Origin of the sequence: Pseudomonas sp. THAF187a (assembly GCF_009363395.1) — a bacterium.
In the GTDB taxonomy this organism is placed as follows: Bacteria; Pseudomonadota; Gammaproteobacteria; order Pseudomonadales; family Pseudomonadaceae; genus Aquipseudomonas; species Aquipseudomonas khazarica.
Genome location: NZ_CP045349.1, coordinates 4,204,295 through 4,224,762, shown reverse-complemented (window position 1 = coordinate 4,224,762; position 20,468 = coordinate 4,204,295). Strand labels below are relative to the sequence as shown.

General features: G+C 63.8%; 20 protein-coding genes. 10 read left to right on the top strand and 10 right to left on the bottom strand.

Annotated features, from left to right (window positions below; translation table 11 throughout):
- Positions 1–36 precede the first annotated feature (36 nt).
- Together mqo and FIV02_RS19600 are read right to left on the bottom strand one after the other, a co-directional pair.
- Entirely contained in the window at positions 37–1,536 is a 1,500-nt protein-coding gene (gene mqo / locus FIV02_RS19605; RefSeq protein WP_152489559.1) for a malate dehydrogenase (quinone), read from the bottom strand.
- A gap of 464 nt (positions 1,537–2,000) precedes the next feature.
- Complete coding sequence (locus FIV02_RS19600; RefSeq protein WP_047587724.1) at positions 2,001–2,231, bottom strand: hypothetical protein; 231 nt, start codon at positions 2,229–2,231, stop codon at positions 2,001–2,003.
- Between the two features lie 159 nt (positions 2,232–2,390).
- Here FIV02_RS19600 and FIV02_RS19595 point away from each other — a divergent pair, with 159 nt between their 5' ends.
- Complete coding sequence (locus tag FIV02_RS19595; protein WP_152489558.1) at positions 2,391–2,975, top strand: YajG family lipoprotein; 585 nt, start codon at positions 2,391–2,393, stop codon at positions 2,973–2,975.
- Between the two features lie 60 nt (positions 2,976–3,035).
- On the opposite strand, the gene FIV02_RS19590 is transcribed toward FIV02_RS19595, so the two are convergent.
- Positions 3,036–3,242, bottom strand: coding sequence for a hypothetical protein (locus FIV02_RS19590; protein ID WP_037050948.1), 207 nt, complete (start codon positions 3,240–3,242; stop codon positions 3,036–3,038).
- Between the two features lie 272 nt (positions 3,243–3,514).
- Here FIV02_RS19590 and FIV02_RS19585 point away from each other — a divergent pair, with 272 nt between their 5' ends.
- Positions 3,515–3,787, top strand: a complete 273-nt coding sequence (locus tag FIV02_RS19585) for a hypothetical protein (RefSeq protein WP_152489557.1) — start codon at positions 3,515–3,517, stop codon at positions 3,785–3,787.
- A gap of 58 nt (positions 3,788–3,845) precedes the next feature.
- On the opposite strand, the gene FIV02_RS19580 is transcribed toward FIV02_RS19585, so the two are convergent.
- Entirely contained in the window at positions 3,846–5,009 is a 1,164-nt protein-coding gene (locus FIV02_RS19580; protein WP_080757020.1) for a 1-acyl-sn-glycerol-3-phosphate acyltransferase, read from the bottom strand.
- Between the two features lie 100 nt (positions 5,010–5,109).
- Between FIV02_RS19580 and FIV02_RS19575 the strand changes: the two genes are divergently transcribed.
- The 3 genes from FIV02_RS19575 to FIV02_RS19565 are packed head-to-tail and all read left to right on the top strand — an operon-like array spanning position 5,110 to position 6,197.
- Positions 5,110–5,292 carry a CPXCG motif-containing cysteine-rich protein gene (locus FIV02_RS19575; protein WP_037050941.1) on the top strand — a complete coding sequence of 61 codons (183 nt, stop codon included), beginning with the start codon at positions 5,110–5,112 and terminating at the stop codon, positions 5,290–5,292.
- Positions 5,292–5,552 (top strand): DUF2007 domain-containing protein, encoded by a 261-nt coding sequence (locus FIV02_RS19570; protein WP_037050940.1) that lies wholly within the window; start codon positions 5,292–5,294, stop codon positions 5,550–5,552. Before FIV02_RS19575 ends, FIV02_RS19570 begins: the two co-directional genes overlap by 1 nt.
- Positions 5,553–5,579: 27 nt before the next feature.
- A complete protein-coding gene (locus FIV02_RS19565) occupies positions 5,580–6,197 on the top strand; it encodes an SOS response-associated peptidase (protein WP_152489556.1) in 618 nt (205 codons plus the stop codon).
- Positions 6,198–6,241: 44 nt separating this feature from the next.
- Here FIV02_RS19565 and FIV02_RS19560 read toward each other — a convergent pair whose 3' ends face one another.
- Entirely contained in the window at positions 6,242–8,392 is a 2,151-nt protein-coding gene (locus FIV02_RS19560) for a methyl-accepting chemotaxis protein (protein WP_152489555.1), read from the bottom strand.
- A gap of 194 nt (positions 8,393–8,586) precedes the next feature.
- Between FIV02_RS19560 and FIV02_RS19555 the strand changes: the two genes are divergently transcribed.
- Positions 8,587–9,408, top strand: a complete 822-nt coding sequence (locus FIV02_RS19555) for a M48 family metallopeptidase (protein WP_152489554.1) — start codon at positions 8,587–8,589, stop codon at positions 9,406–9,408.
- 39 nt (positions 9,409–9,447) lie between these two features.
- Here the strand turns inward: FIV02_RS19555 and FIV02_RS19550 are convergent, their stop codons facing one another.
- The 4 genes from FIV02_RS19550 to FIV02_RS19535 form a co-directional block, all read right to left on the bottom strand.
- Positions 9,448–9,891, bottom strand: a complete 444-nt coding sequence (locus FIV02_RS19550; RefSeq protein WP_037051056.1) for an ester cyclase — start codon at positions 9,889–9,891, stop codon at positions 9,448–9,450.
- A gap of 197 nt (positions 9,892–10,088) precedes the next feature.
- The gene (locus FIV02_RS19545; protein ID WP_167494324.1) at positions 10,089–10,670 is read right to left on the bottom strand and encodes a TMEM165/GDT1 family protein; all 582 of its coding nucleotides are present in this window, start codon (positions 10,668–10,670) and stop codon (positions 10,089–10,091) included.
- A gap of 249 nt (positions 10,671–10,919) precedes the next feature.
- Complete coding sequence (locus FIV02_RS19540; RefSeq protein ID WP_152489553.1) at positions 10,920–11,915, bottom strand: class I SAM-dependent methyltransferase; 996 nt, start codon at positions 11,913–11,915, stop codon at positions 10,920–10,922.
- 277 nt (positions 11,916–12,192) lie between these two features.
- Positions 12,193–13,158 carry a 2-hydroxyacid dehydrogenase gene (locus tag FIV02_RS19535; protein WP_152489552.1) on the bottom strand — a complete coding sequence of 322 codons (966 nt, stop codon included), beginning with the start codon at positions 13,156–13,158 and terminating at the stop codon, positions 12,193–12,195.
- Positions 13,159–13,237: 79 nt separating this feature from the next.
- Here FIV02_RS19535 and FIV02_RS19530 point away from each other — a divergent pair, with 79 nt between their 5' ends.
- Positions 13,238–13,867, top strand: a complete 630-nt coding sequence (locus tag FIV02_RS19530) for a LysE family translocator (protein ID WP_037050923.1) — start codon at positions 13,238–13,240, stop codon at positions 13,865–13,867.
- Between the two features lie 45 nt (positions 13,868–13,912).
- On the opposite strand, the gene FIV02_RS19525 is transcribed toward FIV02_RS19530, so the two are convergent.
- A complete protein-coding gene (locus tag FIV02_RS19525) occupies positions 13,913–15,088 on the bottom strand; it encodes an acetyl-CoA C-acyltransferase (RefSeq protein ID WP_047588054.1) in 1,176 nt (391 codons plus the stop codon).
- A gap of 190 nt (positions 15,089–15,278) precedes the next feature.
- On the opposite strand from FIV02_RS19525, the gene FIV02_RS19520 reads away from it, so the two are divergent.
- From FIV02_RS19520 to FIV02_RS19510, 3 genes are all read left to right on the top strand, one after another.
- Complete coding sequence (locus FIV02_RS19520; protein ID WP_150606500.1) at positions 15,279–16,961, top strand: fatty acid--CoA ligase; 1,683 nt, start codon at positions 15,279–15,281, stop codon at positions 16,959–16,961.
- A 217-nt stretch (positions 16,962–17,178) separates the two neighbouring features.
- Positions 17,179–19,041 (top strand): DUF1302 domain-containing protein, encoded by a 1,863-nt coding sequence (locus FIV02_RS19515; protein ID WP_152489551.1) that lies wholly within the window; start codon positions 17,179–17,181, stop codon positions 19,039–19,041.
- 26 nt (positions 19,042–19,067) lie between these two features.
- Positions 19,068–20,441 carry a DUF1329 domain-containing protein gene (locus FIV02_RS19510; protein ID WP_152489550.1) on the top strand — a complete coding sequence of 458 codons (1,374 nt, stop codon included), beginning with the start codon at positions 19,068–19,070 and terminating at the stop codon, positions 20,439–20,441.
- Positions 20,442–20,468: the final 27 nt, after the last annotated feature.

Below are 20,468 nucleotides of genomic sequence, written 5' to 3'. Positions count from 1 at the left end.
AAACCGCCCCGAGGGGCGGTTTTTTTGTCGGACGGATCAGGCGCTGGGCTGGTCCAGCTGCAGGCGCTGATTCGACTGCGTCTGCACTTCACGGTAGCGCTCGGCGTCCTTGGCCAGGACGTCGGCCATGGCCGGGAAGATCTCGTCCAGCTTGCTGCGCCATTCGGCGCTGTCGGCCTGCTCGGGGAAGCAGCGACGGATCAGGTCGAGCATGATCGACACGGTCACCGAGGCGCCCGGGGAGGCGCCGAGCAGGGCGGCGATGGTGCCGTCCTCTGCTGCCACCAGCTCGGTGCCAAACTGCAGGATGCCGCCGTTCTTGGCGTCCTTCTTGATGATCTGCACGCGCTGGCCGGCCACTTCCAGGCGCCAGTCCTCGGGCTTGGCTTCCGGGTAGAAACCACGCAGGGTCTCCAGGCGCTGCGCCTCGGACTGCATCACTTCCTTGATCAGGTAGCGGGTCAGGTCCATGTTGTCGCGCGCCACCGCCAGCATCGGGCCGATGTTGTTGGGGCGTACCGACAGCGGCAGGTCGAGGAACGAACCGTGCTTGAGGAACTTGGTGGTGAAGCCGGCGTACGGGCCGAACAGCAGGGATTTCTTGCCGTCCACCACGCGGGTGTCCAGGTGCGGCACGGACATGGGCGGCGAGCCCACGGCGGCCTGGCTGTAGACCTTGGCCTGGTGCTGCTTGACGATCTCGGGGTTGTCGCAGCGCAGCCACTGGCCGCTGACCGGGAAGCCGCCGAAGCCTTTGCCTTCGGGAATGCCGGAGAGTTGCAGCAGCGGGAGTGCGCCACCACCGGCACCGAGGAAGACGAACTTGCTCTTGAGCTTGCGCGTGGCGCCCGAGCGGGTGTCCTTGATGTCCACCAGCCAGCCTTCGCCGTCACGCTGGAGGTCGGTGACCTTCTGGTTGCAGGTGACCGTGGCGTTCGGCTGCGTGGTCAGGTAGCCGAGCATCTGTTCGGTGACCGCACCGAAGTTGACGTCGGTACCGGCCTGCACGCGGGTCATCGCCAGCGGCTCGTTGCTGTCACGGCCGGGGATCAGCAGCGGCGCCCATTCGGCGATGGTGGCGCGGTCCTCGGTGTACTCCATGTCGGTGAAGGCATGATGCTGGCGCAGCGCCTCGAAGCGCTTCTTGAGGAAGGCCTTGCCGGTATCGCCGCGCACGAAGCTCATGTGCGGGACGGGATTGATGAACGTCTTCGGCGACTGGATCGCGCCCTTGCCGATCAGGTAGGCCCAGAACTGCTTGGACTCCTCGAACTGGGCATTGATGCTCACCGACTTTTTGATGTCGATGCTGCCGTCCGCGCCTTCCGGGGTGTAGTTCAGTTCGCACAGTGCGGCATGGCCGGTACCGGCGTTGTTCCAGGGGTTGGAGCTTTCCACTGCGCCAGACTCGCGCAGCTCTACCACTTCCAGCGTGATGCCGGGGTTGAGTTCCTTGAGCAGCACGCCCAGGGTCGCGCTCATGATGCCGGCACCCACCAGCACCACATCTACGCTTTGGTAATCGTTATGCGCCATTAACCTCTCTCCAGGAAAATCTGCACCAGATGGACGGCCATGCGGCCTTTCAGGGCGATACCGACAGACTCAGACGTAAGGCCATGCCGTTCGGCGGGGAGGGTCAAGGCTGGGAATTGCGGACGCAAAACTGTTCATCTGTTCGCCACACTCTTGTGAAGTTTGTAAAAACCGTTCTTTTCACGCTCTTTTGGAGCTGTGAACCTCAAAAGCTCGACTGCCTCGGCGCGCTTTTGCCCGTGCACGTCATGCAATGCATGGCTGCCATCGGCTCTGCATATGGGCGAAAAGCGGCTGGCCGGATACGGCAGCTCGAAGTGGGCGACTCTCTGGGGCGGGGCGATGACGTTGCATCGGCGAGGTCGTGCGGCCCGATCAGGAGACGTCCTTATAATCGGGGCGCGATTATAACGGTGAATGAGGGGAAATTGATCGGTCTTGCGTGACTTTTATTCTTCCGCCGGTCAGGCCGCCAACGGGCGGGCCGCTCGCGTATGGCTGACGACCGGCATGACCCTGGCGCCGGCAGGCAGGGGGGCGCCCAGCCACGAGGCGTTGGGTTCACTCACTTCCACCCAGCCGGGTTGGCTTGGGTGGTCCTGCACCTGTCGCAGCGCACGGCAGCAGCCCTGGGCATCGAGCAGGGCGAAGTGGCGCATCGGGCGGGAACGGCCGAACAGGCGGTGCAAAAGCATGGCGAAGGCTCCAGCGTGGTGACTGCAGCCTTTATGCCCTGACGCGGTGACAGCCTGATGACAGGAACCCCGGCGCCGCTGCTCGGGTCTCAGTACTGTTGGCCTCCGGCCGCGCTGAGTATACTGCTGGCCACTTTTACCTCACTCGGAGAGATGAGCATGCTGCACCGTGCGTTGATCGCCTTGCTTGCTGCCACCAGCCTGACGCTGGCGGGTTGCGCCCTCAGCCCTCAGCAACTCACCCCGCAACCCAAGCTCACCAGCTCGCTGACCCCGGTGGGTCAGGGCCAGCCGGTGGTCGTGCGCGTGGTCGATGGTCGGTCCTCGCCGGTACTGGGGACGCGTGGTGGCCTGTACCCGGAAACCAGCGCCATCAGCGTCAGCGGCGAGAACCTGTTGCCCAAGCTGCAGGCCGAGGCCGAGGCGGCGGTGCGCCTGCTTGGTTTCACCCCGTCCGCCAACGCCTATAACGCGCCGCAGCTGACCATCACCCTGGCGGACCTGAAGTACCAGTCGCCGAAGGAAGGCATGTACGTGACCGAGGCAGACATCTCCGCCTCCATCCGTGCCGATGTGCAAGGCGGCAGCCGTCGCTACACCGGCCGTTATGGCGCTTCGCTGAACCAGCGCTTCGGCACCGCGCCGAACCAGCAGACCAACACCAAGCTGGTCAGCGATGTGCTCAGCGATGCGCTGACGCGGGCCTTCAAGGACCCGACCATCGGCCAGGTGCTGCTGCAGTAAGCACGGCCCCTGCAACGAAAACGCCCCGCATTGCGGGGCGTTTTCATTTGTCCTGGGCGTTCATGCCGCCTGGTCGTAAAGCTCCGGCAGGCTCATGCCGGTGCGATTGTCGATGTCCGGCAGGTCGTAATGCTCGTGACCGCCGAGGGCGCAGTAAACCAGCCAGTGCTGGTCCTGTACGTTGAAGGAAAGTTCGTCGACCACGGCATCCACTTCATCCAGCGAGTCGATCAGATAATCGCGATCCAGCGGTTGGGGATTGAGCATGACAGGTCCTCCTAGGACGTGGGGTAGTCTCCAAGAACAGCTGTGACTGTTTGGTCATCTTGAGAGATACAAACCTTAGGCCAGGCGGATGACAGTTTTCAGACGATTTCGGGATAGCACGCTGCGTTCGTCGGAAACGAACCTTATAAAAGCGCGAGTTCAGTACACTGCGCGACGATTTTGATTGGCTGGAATGCGCCCGTGCTCAGCCGCGAATCCCCATTCTGGTGCGGTGGCGGGGTTGCTGCACCATGCTGAACTCGAGGTGTTGCATGTCGCTGCAGGTGTTGTGGTCGCTGTTTCTCGCTCATCCGGCCGGGGCGGTGAATTCGCTGGCGTTGTTCTTCGCCGTGGCGGGCGCCTGGTTGTGCCTGGTGACGCGTGTGCGTGAGCAGCGGGGGCTGGCGCGTGTGCTCGCCGACGGCGAGCTGGATGTCCAGGATCAGGATGAGCGCACGCTGCGCATCAACCGCTTCTTCTATCGCTTCGGGGCAGCCTGCCTGGGCTCGGCCCTGCTGCTGTCCTGGCTCAGCACGCGCCTCTGAGGGGCATGCGATAGACGCGAACGGCAGCCATCGGGCTGCCGTTTGCATTTCTGCAGGCCTAGAGCGGCAGGCCGGCCTTGATCCGGTACTGGTTCCGCACCGGGTTGGCGTATTGCAGGATGAGGTAGGGTTTTTCCTCCTCGCTGCAGCCGGCAAGGCGCCTGTTCCACTCGGCTTCGGCCTTGGCCAGGTCGGCGCTGGCAAACAGCTCGCTGGCTGACGGCACGTTCAGCTCGGCTTCGCGGCCTTCCCACATGGCGTATGCCAGGTAGTGCACCGGGAAGAGGCGGTACTGGCCGAGGATGTGGCGGTCCAGCGCCTGGGCCAGTTGCTTGGTATCCTCCAGGCCGCCGACCGGCGGGCCGAAGTGCAGGTGCACCCGCCCCTTGTACCCGGTGATGCCCAGCGCGATGCTGCTGTCATCTTCGCCGGGGGCCTTGGTGTAGCCGCCGGTAGCTGCACGAATGCTCAGCTCGCGGGCCTTGGCCTGGTCACAGGGGTCGTACTCGTAGCTGATCGAGACCGGGATCAGGTTGAGCGAGTCGATCACCTCGGCGAACGGCTCGTCCTTGCGGCTCATGTGGAACATCTTGAGGATTGCCGAATCGGTGCGGTCGTCACCGTCCTTGGCGCGCCCCTCGGCCTGGGCGATCCAGATCGACTCGCCATCCTCGCGGATCGAGTGGTTGATGTAGGCCGAGAGCAGTTGATACGCCGCCAGCTTCTCGCGGCGTCCGCTGATCGAGCGGTGCACGATGAAGCTCTTGTTCAGGCGCATCAGGTCGCTGACGAAGGGCCGCTGCAGCAGGTTGTCACCGATGGCGATACGCGGCGTCTGCAGGCCAGCATGGTAGACGGCGTAGTTGACGAACGCCGGGTCCATGACGATGTCGCGATGGTTGGCCAGGTACAGGTAGGGCTTGCCGGACTGCAGGTGCTCCAGGCCGGAGTAGCTGATACCGTCGCTGGCATGTTCAATGGTGCGATCGATGTAGGGTTCGATCTTCTCCTGAAGCCTGGCCACCGAGTCGACGCTGGCGAATTCGCTGCGCAGGCGCGCGGCGATCAGCGGCTTGAGCAGCCAGCCGAGTGGACCGGCCAATCGCGGAAAGCGAAAGCGGGTGAGGGTGCCGAGAAACGCCGGGTCGGCGAGCAGGCGCGCCAGTACGGGGCGCACTTCTGTGTCGGCATAAGGTCGGATGGCATCGAATGCGCCCATCATGCTCTCTTGATCTAGAACGACTAAGGTTAAAAGCGACAGCCTGTCTGGCAGGCTCAGCAATAGACCGGTGATTATACCGCCAAGTCACAAGGAGGCCGCGATGCTGGAAACCGAGGCCTATATCTGCCCCTATTGCGGGGAGCCGGTGGAAGCCGTGCTCGACCTGTCGGCGGGGGATCAGTCCTATATCGAGGATTGTCCGGTGTGTTGCCGGCCCATCGAGTTCGAGCTGCGCACCGATGGCGAAGACTGGCAGCTGGATGTGCGGGGAGAAAACGACTGATGCAGCGAATCTACGAACCGGAGAACATGCTGGAAGGCCAGTTGCTGGTGGACATGCTGGCCAGCGAGGGCATCGGCGCGCATCTGCAGGGGCAGCACCTGGTGGGGGCGGTGGGTGAGCTGCCGGCGTGCGGTCTGCTCGGGCTGATGGTCGGCAACGAGGATGCCGAGCAGGCGCGGGCGCTGATCGCCGAGTACAATGCGGCGCAACCCGTGCCCGGTGACGAACCGGAGTCCTTCCAGGGCGAACTGCTGTGTTGAGTCGCCCGTTGCCTGTCGAGCCGTTTCATGTGTGGACGTTATGCCCTGTTTCGCTGGTCGCCCGCTTTCGCGGCGCTGCCAGGATTTCCCGCTGATCAGCAGCCGCACTGGAACTTCGCGCCAAACGCTCAGGTGCTGCTGATGCATGCCGGCGAGGGCGGCCGGGTGCTGGCGCCGGCGCGTTGGGGGCTGACGCCGGCCTGGCTCAAGGACCTGTCGAAGACGCCGGCGCATGCGCGGGCCGAAACCCTGACCGAGCAACCGATGTTCCGCGAGCCCTTTCGTCAGCGTCGCGGCCTGTTGCCGGCCAATGGCTTCTTCGAGTGGCGTGGTGCGGCGCGCAAGCGCCCGTACTGGATGACCAATGGTGAGCCGCTGATGTACTTCGCGGCGCTGTGGGAAATCTACCCGGTGGGCGGGCACGAGTACCTGAGCGTGGCGCTGGTGACCCAGGCCGCTGCATCACTGCGGCGCCCGCTGATTCTCGATGAACACGAGCAGGCCCTGTGGTTGAGCGACGAGGCCTCGGCCGAGCAGTTGGTCGCGCTGCTGGCCAAATCCCCTGTGGCGTTGCGAGAGCGCCCGCTGGCGACGCTGGTCAACGACCCGCAGCTGGATGCGCCGGAGTGCCTGACGCCGGCCTGAGGCGCCGTCTCGGCAGGGGCACGTGCCCCTGCCGATAATCTCGACTAGACCCTGAACTGATTGATCAGGCGGCGCTGTTGCTCGGCCAGCCTGGTCAGCTGGGCGCTGGCCTGGCTGGCTTCGTCGGCCCCGCCGGCGACTTCGTTGGCGACCTGACCGATATTGGTGACGTTGCGGTTGATGTCCTCGGCGACGGCGCTCTGTTCTTCGGCGGCGCTGGCGATCTGCGTGTTCATGTCGTTGATCACCGAGACCGCCTGGGTGATGTCTTCCAGCGAGCTGGCCGCCTGGTTGGCGTGTTCCACGCTGTCGTCGGTCTTGCTCTGGCTCTGCTCCATCACCTTGACCACTTCGCGGGTGCCCTGCTGCAACTGTTGGATCATGGTCTGGATTTCTTCGGTGGCCTGCTGGGTCTTCTGCGCCAGGTTGCGCACCTCATCGGCGACCACGGCGAAGCCGCGACCTTGCTCACCTGCGCGGGCGGCCTCGATGGCGGCGTTGAGCGCGAGCAGGTTGGTCTGTTCGGCAATGCCACGGATGGCGACCAGGATGGCGTTGATGTTCTCGCTGTCCTTGGCCAGGTTCTGTACCACGCCCACGGCGCGACCGATTTCGCTGGCCAGCGCGGCGATGGCGGCCGAGGTTTCCTGCACGACCTGCTTGCCCTGGTTGGCCGCGCGGTCGGCATGGTTGGCCGCTTCGGCAGCGTGGGTGGCATTGCGTGCGACGTCCTGCGCGGTGGCGGTCATCTCGTGCACGGCGGTGGCCACGAGCTCGATCTCGGCGAGCTGCTTCTGCACGCCCTGGTTGGTGCGGATGGCGATATCGGCGGTGTGCTCGGAGGAGTCGCTGACCTGCTGCACCGAGGTCACCACGGAGGCGATCATCGCCTGCAGCTTGGTCAGGAAGGCGTTGAAGCCCTGGGCGATCTGGCCGAGTTCGTCGGTACGCTCCACCTGCAGGCGTACCGTCAGGTCGCCGTCGCCCTTGGCCATGTCGTCCAGCATGCCGACCATCTGCCGCAGCGGGCGGGCAATGCCGTAGCCCACGAACCAGATGACCAGCAGGCCGAGGCCGGCGATCAGCAGGCCCACCAGGGTCATGCCCAGGGTGTCGCTGTCGCGCTGGCTCGCCAGGTCGTCCTGCAGTTGATAGAGGTCGGCCATGACCGCTTTCAGCGGCAGCACCACCATCATCACCCAGCGCGCATCGCTCTGACCGATGTTGAAACTGAGGAACAGTTCGATATGGCTGTGGTCCGGGTCGTCCTTGGCGTCGATGGCGTAGAGCGGCTGACCGGGTTGCAGTTTGCCCAGGTTGCTGACCTCGTTGGCATCGAGCAGCGCGGTGGCCGGTTCGCCGAGTTTGTCCGGCGCTTTGGTCGAGGCGACCAGACGGCCGTTGCTGGCGATCAGTGCCATGTCCCCGGCGCCGTCATAGAGCTGCGAGTCGGCCTTGACCAGCAGTTCCTGAATGAAGTTGACCGCCAGGTCTGCACCGGCGATTCCGCGAAACTCGCCATTGACCAGGATCGGCGAGGTGAACGAGGCAAGCATGGTCATCTTGCCGCCCACGTCGTAGGGGGCTGGATCGATCACGCAGGGACGCTTGCGTTCCTTGGGGCAGAGGTAGTACTCGCCGGCTCGCACGCCGGTGGGCAGGAGTTCTTCGCTCTCGGTCGAGCCGATGGCATCGACGCCGAGGCTGCCGTCGGCGTTGCGGTACCACCAGGGCAGGAAGCGTCCGCTGCCGTCGTAGCCGTTCTCCTTGCTGCCGGCGTAGAGGTCGTCGCTGGCATCGAAGGCGTTCGGTTCCCAGCCGATGTAGCTGCCCAGCAGCTTCGGATTGGCGGCAGTGGTCTCATGCACCAGGCTGGCCAGCTCCTCGCGGCTGATGCTGAGCAGGGGGCTGCCATTGCTGTCGGTCATGCCAAGCATGGCGTTGACCCGCGCCAGGTCGGCGGTGATCTGCAAGGGCACTTCCAGTTCGCGCTGAATCTCACTGACCTGCGCTTGCGCCAGGGCACCAAGGCGCTGTTCGATGACCCGCTCGAGCAGGGTCTGGGTACGCTGCTGGACCAGCGTCTGGGTACGGTCACCGGCGAACAGGGCATAGAGCACCAGGGCCACGACGACCGCCAGCACGCTGGTGCCGGCCAGAAAGGCGACGGAAAACTGGATCGACTTGAACTTCATGAGAGCTCCCGAGCGCAATGTGCGGCTGTCACGTTGTATCGGCCGTGACAGGGCAAAACCTTAGTGACCTGGCATGATCCTTTGCGTCAGTGCTGCATTCAGCAAAGATTGCCCTTGGCCATCACGCAAGTGCGGCGGTTGCCCGAGTATCCGGGGCGGCCTAGCATAGGCGGCCCATGCAAGGAGATGGCTCGATGAGCAAGGTTCTTCACCTGAGTGGCCTGGCAGCCGCGTTGCTGATTTCCGCGTGCCAGGCGGTCAATACCACCAGCGCGGGTGCCGTCGGCGTCGAGCGCAAGCAATACATGTTCAGCATGCTGTCAGCTGATGAAGTCAATCAGATGTATGCGCAGTCCTATCAGCAGACGCTGAGCGAAGCTTCGAGCAAGGGCGCGCTGGACAAGAACAGCGCCAATGCCAGGCGCCTGCAGACCATCGCCAACCGCCTGATTCCGCAAGCGCCGCGTTTCCGCCCGGATGCGGCCAGTTGGCAGTGGGAGGTCAATCTGATCAAGAGCCCCGAGCTCAACGCCAACTGCGGGCCGGGCGGCAAGATCATCTTCTACAGCGGCATCATCGAGCAGCTCAAGCTGAGCGACGACGAGATCGCTGCGATCATGGGCCACGAGATGGCGCACGCGCTGCGCGAGCACAGCCGCGAAGCCATGTCCAAGGCCTACGGTATCGAGCTGGCCAAGCAGGGCGCCGGCGCTCTGCTGGGGCTGGGTGAAAGCAGTCTGGCGATGGCCGATACGGTGGTGCAGTACAGCCTCACCCTGCCCAACAGTCGGGGCAACGAGAACGAGGCCGACCTGATCGGCCTGGAGTTGGCTGCCCGTGCGGGCTATGACCCGAACGCGGCCATCAGCCTGTGGCAGAAGATGGCGGCTGCCGGCGGTGGTGCGCCCCCCGAGTTCATGAGCACGCACCCGTCGTCCAGTAGCCGTATCGCGTCGCTGCAGGCGGCCATTCCCAAGGTGATGCCGCTGTACGAGCAGGCCCGGGCCAAGCGCTGACAGGGCTGCTGCGGCGTGCATGGCACGCCGCGGGTCTTCTCAGGGGAGGGCTTTTTCGGCGAAGGAGCGGGTCTGCAGGCCCAGTTGGGAGCGGAAGCTTTCCATGTCGAACATGGTGCAGATTTCCTGGATTTCGTTGCCCGGGCTCAGGGTCCAGAACGCCATGGCTGAGATGCTCAGTACCTTGTCGCTGGGCGGGTAGCCCAGTGCCGGTTTCTGGATGGTGCCGATCAGCGTGCTCCAGGTCACCACCTTGCAGCCCTCGGCGATGCACTCCTCGATGACCACCTGCAGGTCCGGCATGGCGTGGCGAATGTCCTGCACCATCTGGATGAAGCCGGCGCTGTCGAGCGGATGACCGACGAACGAACTCTTGTAGAGAAAGTCGCGCGAGTGCAGTTGCTCGGCCAGCGCCAGGCGGCCTCTGTTCCAGACCAGGTCGATGTGCTGGCACACCACCTTCTTGCGATCATCCAATGACATGTTGCCCTCCCGGCTGCTGGCGCCGCAGGCCGCTGAACAGGTGACCGGGGCGCCCATGGCGGCTCCGCACCTGGCGTGCGCCGGTCGCGCACGGGTTCAGCGGCCTGCTGTTTTACGTGACGTGGTGCGCACTTTAGCAGCAGGCCAGGGGGCGATGGGATTGGCCGAAATGCCGGTTCGCTGGCGTCATGGAAGCGTCAGATCAGCCCGCTGAGCTTCAGGGCCTGGTAGCCGGCATAGATGGCCAGGGCGGCGAACGCGCAGGCTGCCAGGCGACGGATGAGCGTCAGCGGCAGGCGCTCGGCGGCGAAGTTGCCGGCCAGCACCACGGGCACGTTGGCCAGCAGCATGCCCAGGGTCGTGCCAGCGACCACCAGGATGAAGTGCGGATATTGTGCCGCCAGCATCACCGTGGCGACCTGGGTCTTGTCCCCCATTTCGGCGAGGAAGAAGGCGATCAGGGTGGTGAGGAAGGGGCCGTATTTCTTCAGGCCGGACTCTTCGTCGTCGTCCAGCTTGTCCGGAACCAGCGTCCAGGCCGCCACCGCGACGAAGCTCGCAGCAAGGATCCAGCTCAGGGTTGCCGGGGAGAAGAAGCTGGCTACCCAGTTGCCGATGGCGCCCGCCGCGAAGTGATTGGCCAGGGTGGCGACGACGATGCCCCAGATGATCGGCCAGGGTTTGCGAAAGCGTGCCGCCAGCAGCAAGGCGAGCAGCTGCGTCTTGTCGCCGATTTCGGCGAGGGCAACGATCAGGGTGGGTACGAACAGGGATTCCAGCATCAGGTTTCCTAAAGGGGCGGGTCAACACGGCTTATGACACGAACGACCTTCCCGCCCCGGGTGAGGTTGTGCGTGTCATAGGTCTTGTCAAACCGCAGGTCTGTCTGAGCAGACCTTGGGTCGCATGCGCCATGCTCTGCGGAGCAAGTGTGTTGACGCATACCGGGCGAGCAGGGCGCTCGCGGGAGACTACTCCCCTAGGACGGGCGCCATTGTGCCCGCGCGCCGCGTTCGAAGCAACTCCGTTCAGCGGTGTGCGCTGTAGATGCGGAAACCATCGGCCTCGGCCAGGGTGCGGCAGGGACCTAGGTGGCGCTCGATCAACGGCGGATACTTGAGAAAGCTGTTGGCGACCAGGCGCAGCTCTCCACCCTTGACGAGGTGCCGGCCGGCCTGGACCAGCAGGTTCTCGCTGGCCTGGTAGTCGGTGTGCACGCCCTGGTGGAAAGGCGGGTTGCTGATGATGGCGCTCAGTGCCTCGGGGGCGGACTCGATCCCGCTGCCGGCAATGACCTCGGCCTCGAGACCGTTGTGCGCCAGCGTCAGCCGGCTGCTGGCCAGGGCGAAGGCGTCGACATCGAGCAGGGTCACTTGGCTCGATGGGTAACGGCGCTTGAGTGCGGCGCCCAGCACGCCCGCGCCACAACCGAAGTCCAGCAGGTGGCCGCTGGGCAGGTCCTGCAGGTGCTCCAGCAGCAGGGCGCTGCCGCGGTCGAGGCGACCGTGGGCGAAGACCCCCGGCAGGGTGACGATCTCCAGGGTGCCATTACTCAGTTGCAACGGGTAACGCTGTGCCAGCGCCTGCAGGTCCGGCTGCTGTGGCGCCTGTTCGACAGTGGCGCACCACAGCTGGCAGTGACGGGCGCTGTCGAGCTTGCGCGGCTTGCCGAAGACGGCCAGCTGTTTCGCGGCGCGTTCGATGCCGCCGCGTTTCTCTCCCACCAGGTACAGCGGTTTGCCGGCCAGGCGTGCGGCCAGGGCCTGTAGCAGGTAGTCCGTGAGTTCTCGCGACTTCGGCAGGAACAGCACCGCAGCGCGGTAGTCACCCGCCGGCATCTGCGTGTCGAACTGGCTGCGCCCTGGAAAGCGTGCCGCGAGCAGCGCCTGGTCACCGGCGTGCCAGTTCCAGCCACGGGCCTGCGGTAGTGCGCCGAGCAGGTCATCGGCCGGCAGGCCTGCCAGCAGTACCTGGCCATCGAACAGCTCGGCCTGGCGCAGGAGAACTTCGCTTCGCGGATCCATGGGGGCACCTGCCTGAAAAAGCTGCGCAGCTTACCAGTTCGTTGAAAAACTACCTACGTTGGTACTGCTGCGTTGAAATCAGCCTCATAGCCAGAGGCCGAACCGGCATCAGCGCAGCCCGGAAGGGGCGAATGAAGCGCAGCCAATGCTCCTCACTCCCTACGTTCGGCCTTCGGGCCAGCCCGTGGCGGCTAATCCGCTGCGCCGTGTTTCGGCCGCTTTTGCGGGGCTGCCATGGGCCTTGTCTTGTCGTCTCGCCCGCGTTTTCAGCGGCCTGTTACCCGACGACTCGCAGCGGCGCACCGGCGAAGAAGCCGGCGGCGTTCTCCACCACCTGGGCGACGATACGCTGGCGTGCTTCCTGGCTGCCCCAGGCACTGTGCGGGGTGATGATCAGGCGGGGAATGTCCATGGCCAGCAGCGGGTTGCCATCCTTCGGCGGTTCCTGCAGCAGGACGTCGGTCGCCGCGCCGCCCAGGTGGCCGCGCCGCAGTGCGTCGGCCAGTGCCTGTTCATCCACCAGGCCGCCGCGTGCGGTGTTGACCAGGAAGGCGCGTGGTTTCATCAGCGCCAGTTCGGCTGCGCCGATCAGGTTGCGTGTCTGTTCGTTGAGGGGGCAGTGCAGGGTCAGTGCATCGACCTGCGGCAGCAGTTCGTGCAGCGGCAGGCGGTCGGCGCGCGGAGGGCGACCGGGTAGCTGGCCGAGCACCACACGCATGCCGAATGCTTCGGCCAGGCGGGCGACCGCGCCCCCCAGTTCGCCGTGGCCAAGCATGCCCAGGGTCTTGCCTTCGAGTTCGACGATGGGGTGATCCAGCAGGCAGAACTGGCTGGCCTGCTGCCAGCGACCCGCCGCGATATCGCGCTGGTAATCGGGCAGGCGCGTGGCCAGTGCCAGGAGCAGCATCAGCGTGTGCTGGGCCACCGAGGGGGTGCCGTAGCCCTGGCAGTTGCAGACGGTCACGCCATGGGCCTTGGCGGCGCTCAGGTCGATGTTGTTGGTACCGGTGGCGGTGACCAGGACCAGTCGCAGATCCGGGCAGGCGTCGAATGTGGCGGCGTCCAGCGGCACCTTGTTGCTGATGGCGACCTGTGCACCTTGCAGGCGTTCGGCGACCTGATCCGGCGCCGTATGGGCATGCAGGGTCAGCTCGGCGAAGGCCTGTTGCATCGGCTGCATGTCGAGGTCGCCGAGGTCGAGGGAAGCATGGTCGAGGAAGACGGCGCGTGGGCTGTTGCTCATCAGCTGTACCTTTTCGCAGGAGGGTCGCAAGAGTAGATTGGCGAGCCTACCAGACCTTCATCACCGATGCGGAGCCGCCATGTACTGGAGTGAATTTCTCACCGTCGCCCTGATCCACCTGCTGGCGGTGGCCAGCCCGGGCCCCGATTTCGCCATCGTAGTGCGCGAGAGCGTCGGCTATGGTCGCCGTGCCGGGCTGTTCACGGCATTTGGCGTGGGCACCGGCATTCTGGTGCACGTGACCTATTCGCTGCTCGGCATCGGCCTGATCGTGTCGCAGTCCATCGTTCTGTTCAACGCGCTGAAGTGGCTGGCGGCGGCCTACCTGCTGTATATCGGGGTCAAGGCTCTGCGTGCCCGCCCGGCTGAACCGGGTAGTGCCGAACTGAACCTGGCCGCCGGCGAGCGCAGCGGGCGCGGTGCGTTCGTCACCGGCTTCGTCACCAACGGGCTTAACCCCAAGGCGACGCTGTTCTTCCTCTCGCTGTTCACCGTGGTGATCAACCCGCATACCCCGATCGCCGTGCAGGCGGGCTATGGCCTCTACCTGGCGCTGGCGACGGCGTTCTGGTTCTGCCTGGTGGCCTGGCTGTTCAGTCAGCAGCGTGTGCGCGCGGGGTTCGCGCGCATGGGCCACTGGTTCGATCGACTGATGGGCGCGGTGCTGGTCGGTATCGGCGTGAAGCTGGCGTTCACCGAGATGCGCTGAACGAAAAAGCCCCGCAAGAGCGGGGCTTTTTCTTGAGGGGCGGGGTTACAGCAGTTCGATGGCGACGGCTGTGGCCTCGCCGCCGCCGATGCACAGCGAGGCGACGCCGCGCTTGCCGCCCTTCGCCTGCAGGGCGTTGATCAGGGTGAGGATGATGCGCGAGCCGGTCGAGCCGACGGGGTGTCCCTGGGCGCAGGCACCGCCGAAGACGTTGACCTTGGCGTGATCCAGGCCGTGTTCGCGCATCGCCAGCATGGTCACCATGGCGAAGGCTTCGTTGATCTCGAACAGATCGATTTCGTCCTTGTTCCAGCCGGTCTTCTTCAGCAGGTTGCTCATCGCACCGATAGGGGCCAGGGTGAACTCGCTCGGGTCCTGGCTCTGGGTGGCGTGGGCCACGACCCTGGCCAGCGGCTTGAGGCCGCGTCTGGCCGCTTCTTCGGCAGTCATCAGCAGCAGCGCGCTGGCGCCGTCGGAGATCGAGCTGGCGTTGGCCGCGGTGATGGTGCCGTCCTTCTTGAAGGCGGGCTTCAGCGCGGGGATCTTGTCCAGGTTGGCGGTCAGCGGCTGTTCGTCGTCCTTCACGATCACCTCGCCTTTGCGCGAGGTCACGGTGACCGGCACGATCTCGTTCGCCAGCGAACCGTCGTGGATCGCGGCCTGGGCACGGCGCAGCGATTCGATGGCGTAGGCGTCCATCTCCTCGCGGGTGATGCCGTACTGGTCTGCGGTCTCCTGGGCGAAGGAACCCATCAGGCGGCCGGTACGGGCGTCCTCCAGGCCATCGAGGAACATGTGATCCTTGATCTCGCCATGGCCCATGCGCAGGCCGGTGCGGGCCTTCTCCAGGACGTACGGTGCGTTGGACATGCTCTCCATGCCGCCGGCGATCATCACCTGGTTGCTGCCGGCCTTCAGCGAGTCGAACGCCATCATCACGGCCTTCATGCCCGAGCCGCACAGCTTGTTGATGGTGGTGCAGCCGGTGGCCGCCGGCAGACCGGCATTGAGCGACGCCTGGCGCGCCGGGCCCTGCTTGAGACCGGCAGGCAGGACGCAACCCATGATCACTTCCTGCACGTCGGCCGCCTCGATCCCGGCGCGTTTGACCGCTTCGCGAATGGCGGCTGCGCCCAGGTCGACGGCTGCTACGCTGGCCAGGCTGCCTTGGAAACCGCCCATTGGGGTGCGGGCGCCGCTGACGATGACGATATCGGACATGGTGTTACCTCGAACGAAGATGGGGCTTGGTAAAGTCTGTTTTGATACGTTTGCGTGGCGTGGATTCTAACTCGTGACCAGGATTCAAAATAGGGTCACGCGGCAAATCATTCTTTGGGCTGATTTCCCTGTACAGGCACCGCTCTAGAGTCGCTGCATACCAAACCCTAGCGTGCCTCAAGGTGACTTCATGCTGCAGACTCGACTGATCCCTCCCGCTGAAAACGCTCACGCCTATCCGCTGCTGATCAAGCGCCTGCTGTTGTCCGGCAGCCGCTACGAGAAAACCCGCGAGATCGTCTATCGCGACAAGCTGCGCTACAGCTACGCGACCTTCAACGAGCGGGTCGCGCGTCTGGCCAACGTGCTCAGCGAGGCAGGGGTCAAGCCCGGTGACACCGTGGCGGTGATGGACTGGGACAGCCACCGTTACCTGGAATGCATGTTCGCCATCCCCATGCTCGGCGCGGTGCTGCACACCATCAATATCCGCCTGTCGCCGGACCAGATCCTCTACACCATGAACCATGCCGAAGACCGCTTCGTGCTGGTCAACAGCGAATTCGTCGCCCTCTACAACGGTATTGCCGGGCAGCTGACCACCGTCGAGAAGACCTTGCTGCTGACCGATGGCGATGAGCGCAGTGCCGAGCTGCCAGGGCTCGTCGGCGAGTACGAAAGCCTGTTGTCCGCCGCCAGCCCCCGCTACGACTTCGCCGACTTCGACGAGAACTCGGTGGCCACGACCTTCTACACCACCGGCACCACCGGCAACCCCAAGGGGGTGTACTTCACCCACCGCCAACTGGTGCTGCACACCCTGTCCATGGCCGCCACCATGGGGGGGCTGGACAGCATCCGCCTGCTGGGCAATGACGACGTCTACATGCCGATCACGCCCATGTTCCACGTGCATGCCTGGGGTGTGCCCTACGTGGCGACCATGCTCGGGGTCAAGCAGGTGTACCCCGGCCGCTACGAGCCGGACATGCTCTGCCGCCTGATCAAGGAAGAGAAGGTCAGCTTCTCCCATTGCGTGCCGACCATTCTGCAGATGGTGCTGGGTGCACCGGGGGCGCAAGGGCACGACTTCGGTGGCATGAAGATGATCATCGGTGGCAGTGCGCTCAACCGTTCGCTGTACGAGGCGGCCAAGGCGCGCGGCATCCAGCTGACGGCCGCCTATGGCATGTCGGAGACCTGCCCGCTGATCTCTTGCGCCTACCTCAACGAGGAGCTGCGTGCGGGCAGCGAGGACGAGCGCACGGCGTACCGCATCAAGGCCGGTATCCCGGTACCGCTGGTGGAAGCCGCGATCATGGACGATGAGGGCAAGCTGTTGCCGAGCGACGGCGAGGCGCAGGGTGAGCTGGTGCTGCGTGCTCCGTGGCTGACCCAGGGCTACTTCCGCGAGCCGGAGAAAGGCGAGGAGCTCTGGGCCCACGGCTGGCTGCACACGGGGGATGTGGCGACCATCGACGGCATGGGCTTCATCGAGATTCGCGACCGCATCAAGGACGTGATCAAGACCGGTGGCGAGTGGATTTCCTCGCTCGAGCTGGAAGACCTGATCAGCCGTCACGCTGCCGTGCGCGAAGTGGCGGTGGTGGGTGTACCCGATCCGCAGTGGGGCGAGCGGCCGTTCGCCCTGCTGGTGGTGCGTGACGGCGAGGCGCTGGATGCCAAGGGGCTGAAGGAGCACCTCAAGCCTTTCGTCGAGCAGGGGCACATCAACAAGTGGGCCATTCCTTCGCAGATCGCCCTTGTTACCGAAATTCCCAAGACCAGCGTCGGCAAACTGGACAAGAAGCGTATTCGCGTCGAAATCGCCCAGTGGCAGGAGGCAGGCAGCGCATTTCTCTCCACGCTGTGAGTGGCGCACTGGCTGGGCGGTGAAAGTGACCGCTCGGTCAAACAAGCGTTTGGCTTGCTAATTGCTGTTTCGCGTCCATGCTTGGCTAGGCGCAGGACGTGAAACCTGCGAGCCAGAGTGCCTGGGGACTGCAAATCACACTTTCGAGGGATCAAGCAGTACTACCCGCTGGCTATAGTCCAAGCATCCATAACAAAAAACACATGGAGTAGCGTCGATGACAACAAGAACAAAACCCTACTGGCGTTTGGCGAAACTTCCGCTGGCCGTCAGCCTCGCTTCCACCCTTGCCGCTCCGGCATTCGGCGTCACTTTCAATATCGGTGAGATCGAAGGTCAGTTCGATTCGTCGCTGTCTGTGGGTGCCAGCTGGTCGGTCTCCAAGGCTGACAAGAACCTGATTGGCAAGAACAACGGGGGCGATGGGCTTTCGCAGACTTCGGATGATGCTCACCTGAATTTCAAGCGTGGCGAGACGTTCTCCAAGATATTCAAGGGTATTCATGACCTCGAGCTGAAGTACGGAGATACTGGCGTATTCGTTCGGGGCAAGTACTGGTATGACTTCGAACTGAAGGACGAGAGCCGCCTGTTCAAGGATATCGACGACAGCAACCGGAAGACCGCCGCACAGGCTTCGGGCGCCGAGATACTCGATGCATTCGTCTATCACAACTACTCTATCGGGAGTCAGCCTGGCTCGGTGCGCCTGGGTAAACAAGTCGTCAGCTGGGGTGAAAGCACCTTCATCCAGAACAGTATCAACGCCATCAACCCTATCGATGCTGCAGCGTTCCGCCGGCCAGGGGCGGAAATCAAGGAAGGCCTGATTCCGGTCAACATGTTCTATGTGGCTCAGAGCCTGACTGACAACCTCTCGATGGAGGCCTTCTATCAGCTGGAGTGGGACCAGACGGTCATCGACAACTGCGGCACGTTCTTCGCCCAGGCAGATGTCGCTGCCGATGGTTGTGATAACAACCTGGCCGTTCTGACCAATCCAGGCGCAGCGACTCTGGGGTTCCTGAACTCGACCTTTGGCGCCGTTCCGGGCTACAAGCCCATCACCGGAACCAGCGAGGGGATCATCGTGCCGCGTAGTGGTGACCGGGATGCCCGAGACAGTGGCCAGTGGGGCATGGCGTTCCGCTATTTCCTCGAGCCTCTGGATACCGAATTCGGTGCCTATTTCATCAACTATCACAGTCGCACGCCTATCTTCAGTGCGACGGCTGCGCCGACCAGCGTCTATGCAGTTGCTCCAGGGGCCGGTACTGCGGCACCGCTGCTTATCGCTGCGAACTCAAGCTATTTCATGGAGTATCCGGAGGATATTCGTCTTTACGGGCTGAGCTTCTCTACCACGCTGCCTACCGGTACTGCATGGTCGGGTGAGTTGAGCTATCGACCGAATGCGCCGGTGCAGATCAACACCACCGATATTCTCTACGGTGGCGTGAAATTGCTGGGCGGAACATTTGCCAATGCCTCGCTGGCAAATGGTGCTCGCGGTCAGGATCTCCACGGCTACAACCGTAAGGAAATCACCCAGTTCCAGACCACCTTCACCCATTTCTTCGATCAAGTCATGGGCGCTTCGCGTCTGACGTTGGTGGGTGAGATCGGGGTGGTTCACATCGGTGGTCTGGAAAGCAGCGACAAGGTTCGTTACGGCCGTGATCCGGTGTACGGACCAGGCCCCTTGCCTGCGACTGGCAGCTTTGAAACATGCTCGCAGATTCTCAACGGAAACTCGGGCAAGAACGTGCGTCGTTATTGTGAGGACGATGGCTTCGCTACCAGCACCTCCTGGGGCTATCGCGCTCGGGCAATCTGGGACTATCCGAATGCCTTCGCGGGTGTGAACCTGCGTCCCAGTGTCGCCTGGTCGCATGATGTCGAAGGCTATGGCCCCAACGGCATGTTCACCGAAGGAGCCAAGGCGGTGAGTCTCGGCCTCAACGCCGAGTACCAGAACACCTATACCGCTGACCTTTCGTACACCAGTTTCTTTGACGGCAAGTACAACACCGCCGTTGACCGTGACTTCGTCGCGCTCAGCTTCGGCGTGAACTTCTAAGCGGCCAGGAATTTCGAGGAATGAAGATGCAAACGAAAACAACAAAAAAACTGTGGCAAAGCGGCATCCTGACCCTGTCTCTGCTGGCCACCAGCGTGATGGCGGCGGTGTCGCCGGACGAAGCGGCGAAGCTGGGTAACACGCTGACCCCGGTTGGTGCCGAGATGGCCGGCAATGCCGATGGCTCGATTCCGGCCTGGACTGGCGGTCTGCCGGCCAATGCCGGCACTGTCGACGGCAAGGGCTTCCTGTCCGACCCGTTCGCCAACGAGCAGCCGCTGTTCACCATCACCGCGCAGAACGTCGACCAGTACAAGGACAAGCTGACGCCTGGCCAGTTGGCCATGTTCAAGCGCTACCCCGACAGCTACAAGATGCCGGTCTACCCGAGCCACCGTTCGGCGAGCCTGCCGCCAGCGGTGATCGAGGCGGCCAAGCAGAATGCGGTCAACACCAAGATGGTCGAGGGTGGCAACGGCCTGGAGAACTTCCAGACCGCCAACCCCTTCCCGATTCCGCAGAACGGCCTGGAAGCGATCTGGAACCACATCACCCGCTACCGCGGTGGCAGCGTGCGCCGTCTGGTCACTCAGGCGACTCCGCAGGCCAACGGTTCCTACTCGCTGGTCTATTTCCAGGACGAGTTCACCTTCCGTGATGCGCTGACCGACTTCGACCCGAGCAAGGAAAGCAACGTCCTGTTCTACTTCAAGCAGCGCGTGACCGCTCCGTCGCGCCTGGCGGGTAACGTGCTGCTGGTGCACGAAACCCTCAACCAGGTGAAGGAGCCGCGTCTGGCGTGGCTGTACAACGCCGGTCAGCGTCGTGTGCGTCGTGCCCCGCAGGTGTCTTACGATGGTCCGGGTACTGCAGCTGACGGCCTGCGTACCTCCGACAACTTCGACATGTACAACGGTGCGCCGGACCGTTACGACTGGAAGCTCGAAGGCAAGAAGGAGATCTACATCCCCTACAACGCCTACAAGCTGGACTCGCCGAGCCTGAAGTACGAGGACATCATCAAGGCTGGCCACATCAACCAGGACCTGACTCGCTACGAGCTGCACCGCGTATGGCATGTGACCGCGACCCTCAAGCAGGGTGAGCGCCACATCTATGCCAAGCGCGACTTCTACCTCGACGAGGATACCTGGCAAGCGGCGCTGATCGACCACTACGACGGTCGTGGCACCCTGTGGCGCGTGGCCGAGGCGCATGCCCAGTACTACTACGACAAGCAAGTGCCGTGGTACACGCTGGAAGCGCTGTATGACCTGCTGTCCGGTCGCTACCTGGCCCTGGGTATGAAGAACGAGGAGAAGCAGGCCTACGACTTCAACTACAAGGCCTCCAGCAGCGACTACACGCCGGCGGCCCTGCGCCAGGCGGGCGTTCGCTGACAGTTGCACGCACCACGAAAAAGCCGG

Coding starts and splice junctions, on each gene's coding strand:
- FIV02_RS19525 (WP_047588054.1), bottom strand. CDS start 15,088: ATGTCCGATATCGTCATCGTCAGCGGCGCCCGCACCCCAATGGGCGGT.
- FIV02_RS19570 (WP_037050940.1), top strand. CDS start 5,292: ATGCAGCGAATCTACGAACCGGAGAACATGCTGGAAGGCCAGTTGCTG.
- FIV02_RS19555 (WP_152489554.1), top strand. CDS start 8,587: ATGAGCAAGGTTCTTCACCTGAGTGGCCTGGCAGCCGCGTTGCTGATT.
- FIV02_RS19540 (WP_152489553.1), bottom strand. CDS start 11,915: ATGGATCCGCGAAGCGAAGTTCTCCTGCGCCAGGCCGAGCTGTTCGAT.
- FIV02_RS19550 (WP_037051056.1), bottom strand. CDS start 9,891: ATGTCATTGGATGATCGCAAGAAGGTGGTGTGCCAGCACATCGACCTG.
- FIV02_RS19580 (WP_080757020.1), bottom strand. CDS start 5,009: ATGATGGGCGCATTCGATGCCATCCGACCTTATGCCGACACAGAAGTG.
- FIV02_RS19520 (WP_150606500.1), top strand. CDS start 15,279: ATGCTGCAGACTCGACTGATCCCTCCCGCTGAAAACGCTCACGCCTAT.
- FIV02_RS19535 (WP_152489552.1), bottom strand. CDS start 13,158: ATGAGCAACAGCCCACGCGCCGTCTTCCTCGACCATGCTTCCCTCGAC.
- FIV02_RS19560 (WP_152489555.1), bottom strand. CDS start 8,392: ATGAAGTTCAAGTCGATCCAGTTTTCCGTCGCCTTTCTGGCCGGCACC.
- FIV02_RS19530 (WP_037050923.1), top strand. CDS start 13,238: ATGTACTGGAGTGAATTTCTCACCGTCGCCCTGATCCACCTGCTGGCG.
- FIV02_RS19515 (WP_152489551.1), top strand. CDS start 17,179: ATGACAACAAGAACAAAACCCTACTGGCGTTTGGCGAAACTTCCGCTG.
- mqo (WP_152489559.1), bottom strand. CDS start 1,536: ATGGCGCATAACGATTACCAAAGCGTAGATGTGGTGCTGGTGGGTGCC.
- FIV02_RS19600 (WP_047587724.1), bottom strand. CDS start 2,231: ATGCTTTTGCACCGCCTGTTCGGCCGTTCCCGCCCGATGCGCCACTTC.
- FIV02_RS19590 (WP_037050948.1), bottom strand. CDS start 3,242: ATGCTCAATCCCCAACCGCTGGATCGCGATTATCTGATCGACTCGCTG.
- FIV02_RS19565 (WP_152489556.1), top strand. CDS start 5,580: ATGTGTGGACGTTATGCCCTGTTTCGCTGGTCGCCCGCTTTCGCGGCG.
- FIV02_RS19585 (WP_152489557.1), top strand. CDS start 3,515: ATGTCGCTGCAGGTGTTGTGGTCGCTGTTTCTCGCTCATCCGGCCGGG.
- FIV02_RS19595 (WP_152489558.1), top strand. CDS start 2,391: ATGCTGCACCGTGCGTTGATCGCCTTGCTTGCTGCCACCAGCCTGACG.
- FIV02_RS19510 (WP_152489550.1), top strand. CDS start 19,068: ATGCAAACGAAAACAACAAAAAAACTGTGGCAAAGCGGCATCCTGACC.
- FIV02_RS19575 (WP_037050941.1), top strand. CDS start 5,110: ATGCTGGAAACCGAGGCCTATATCTGCCCCTATTGCGGGGAGCCGGTG.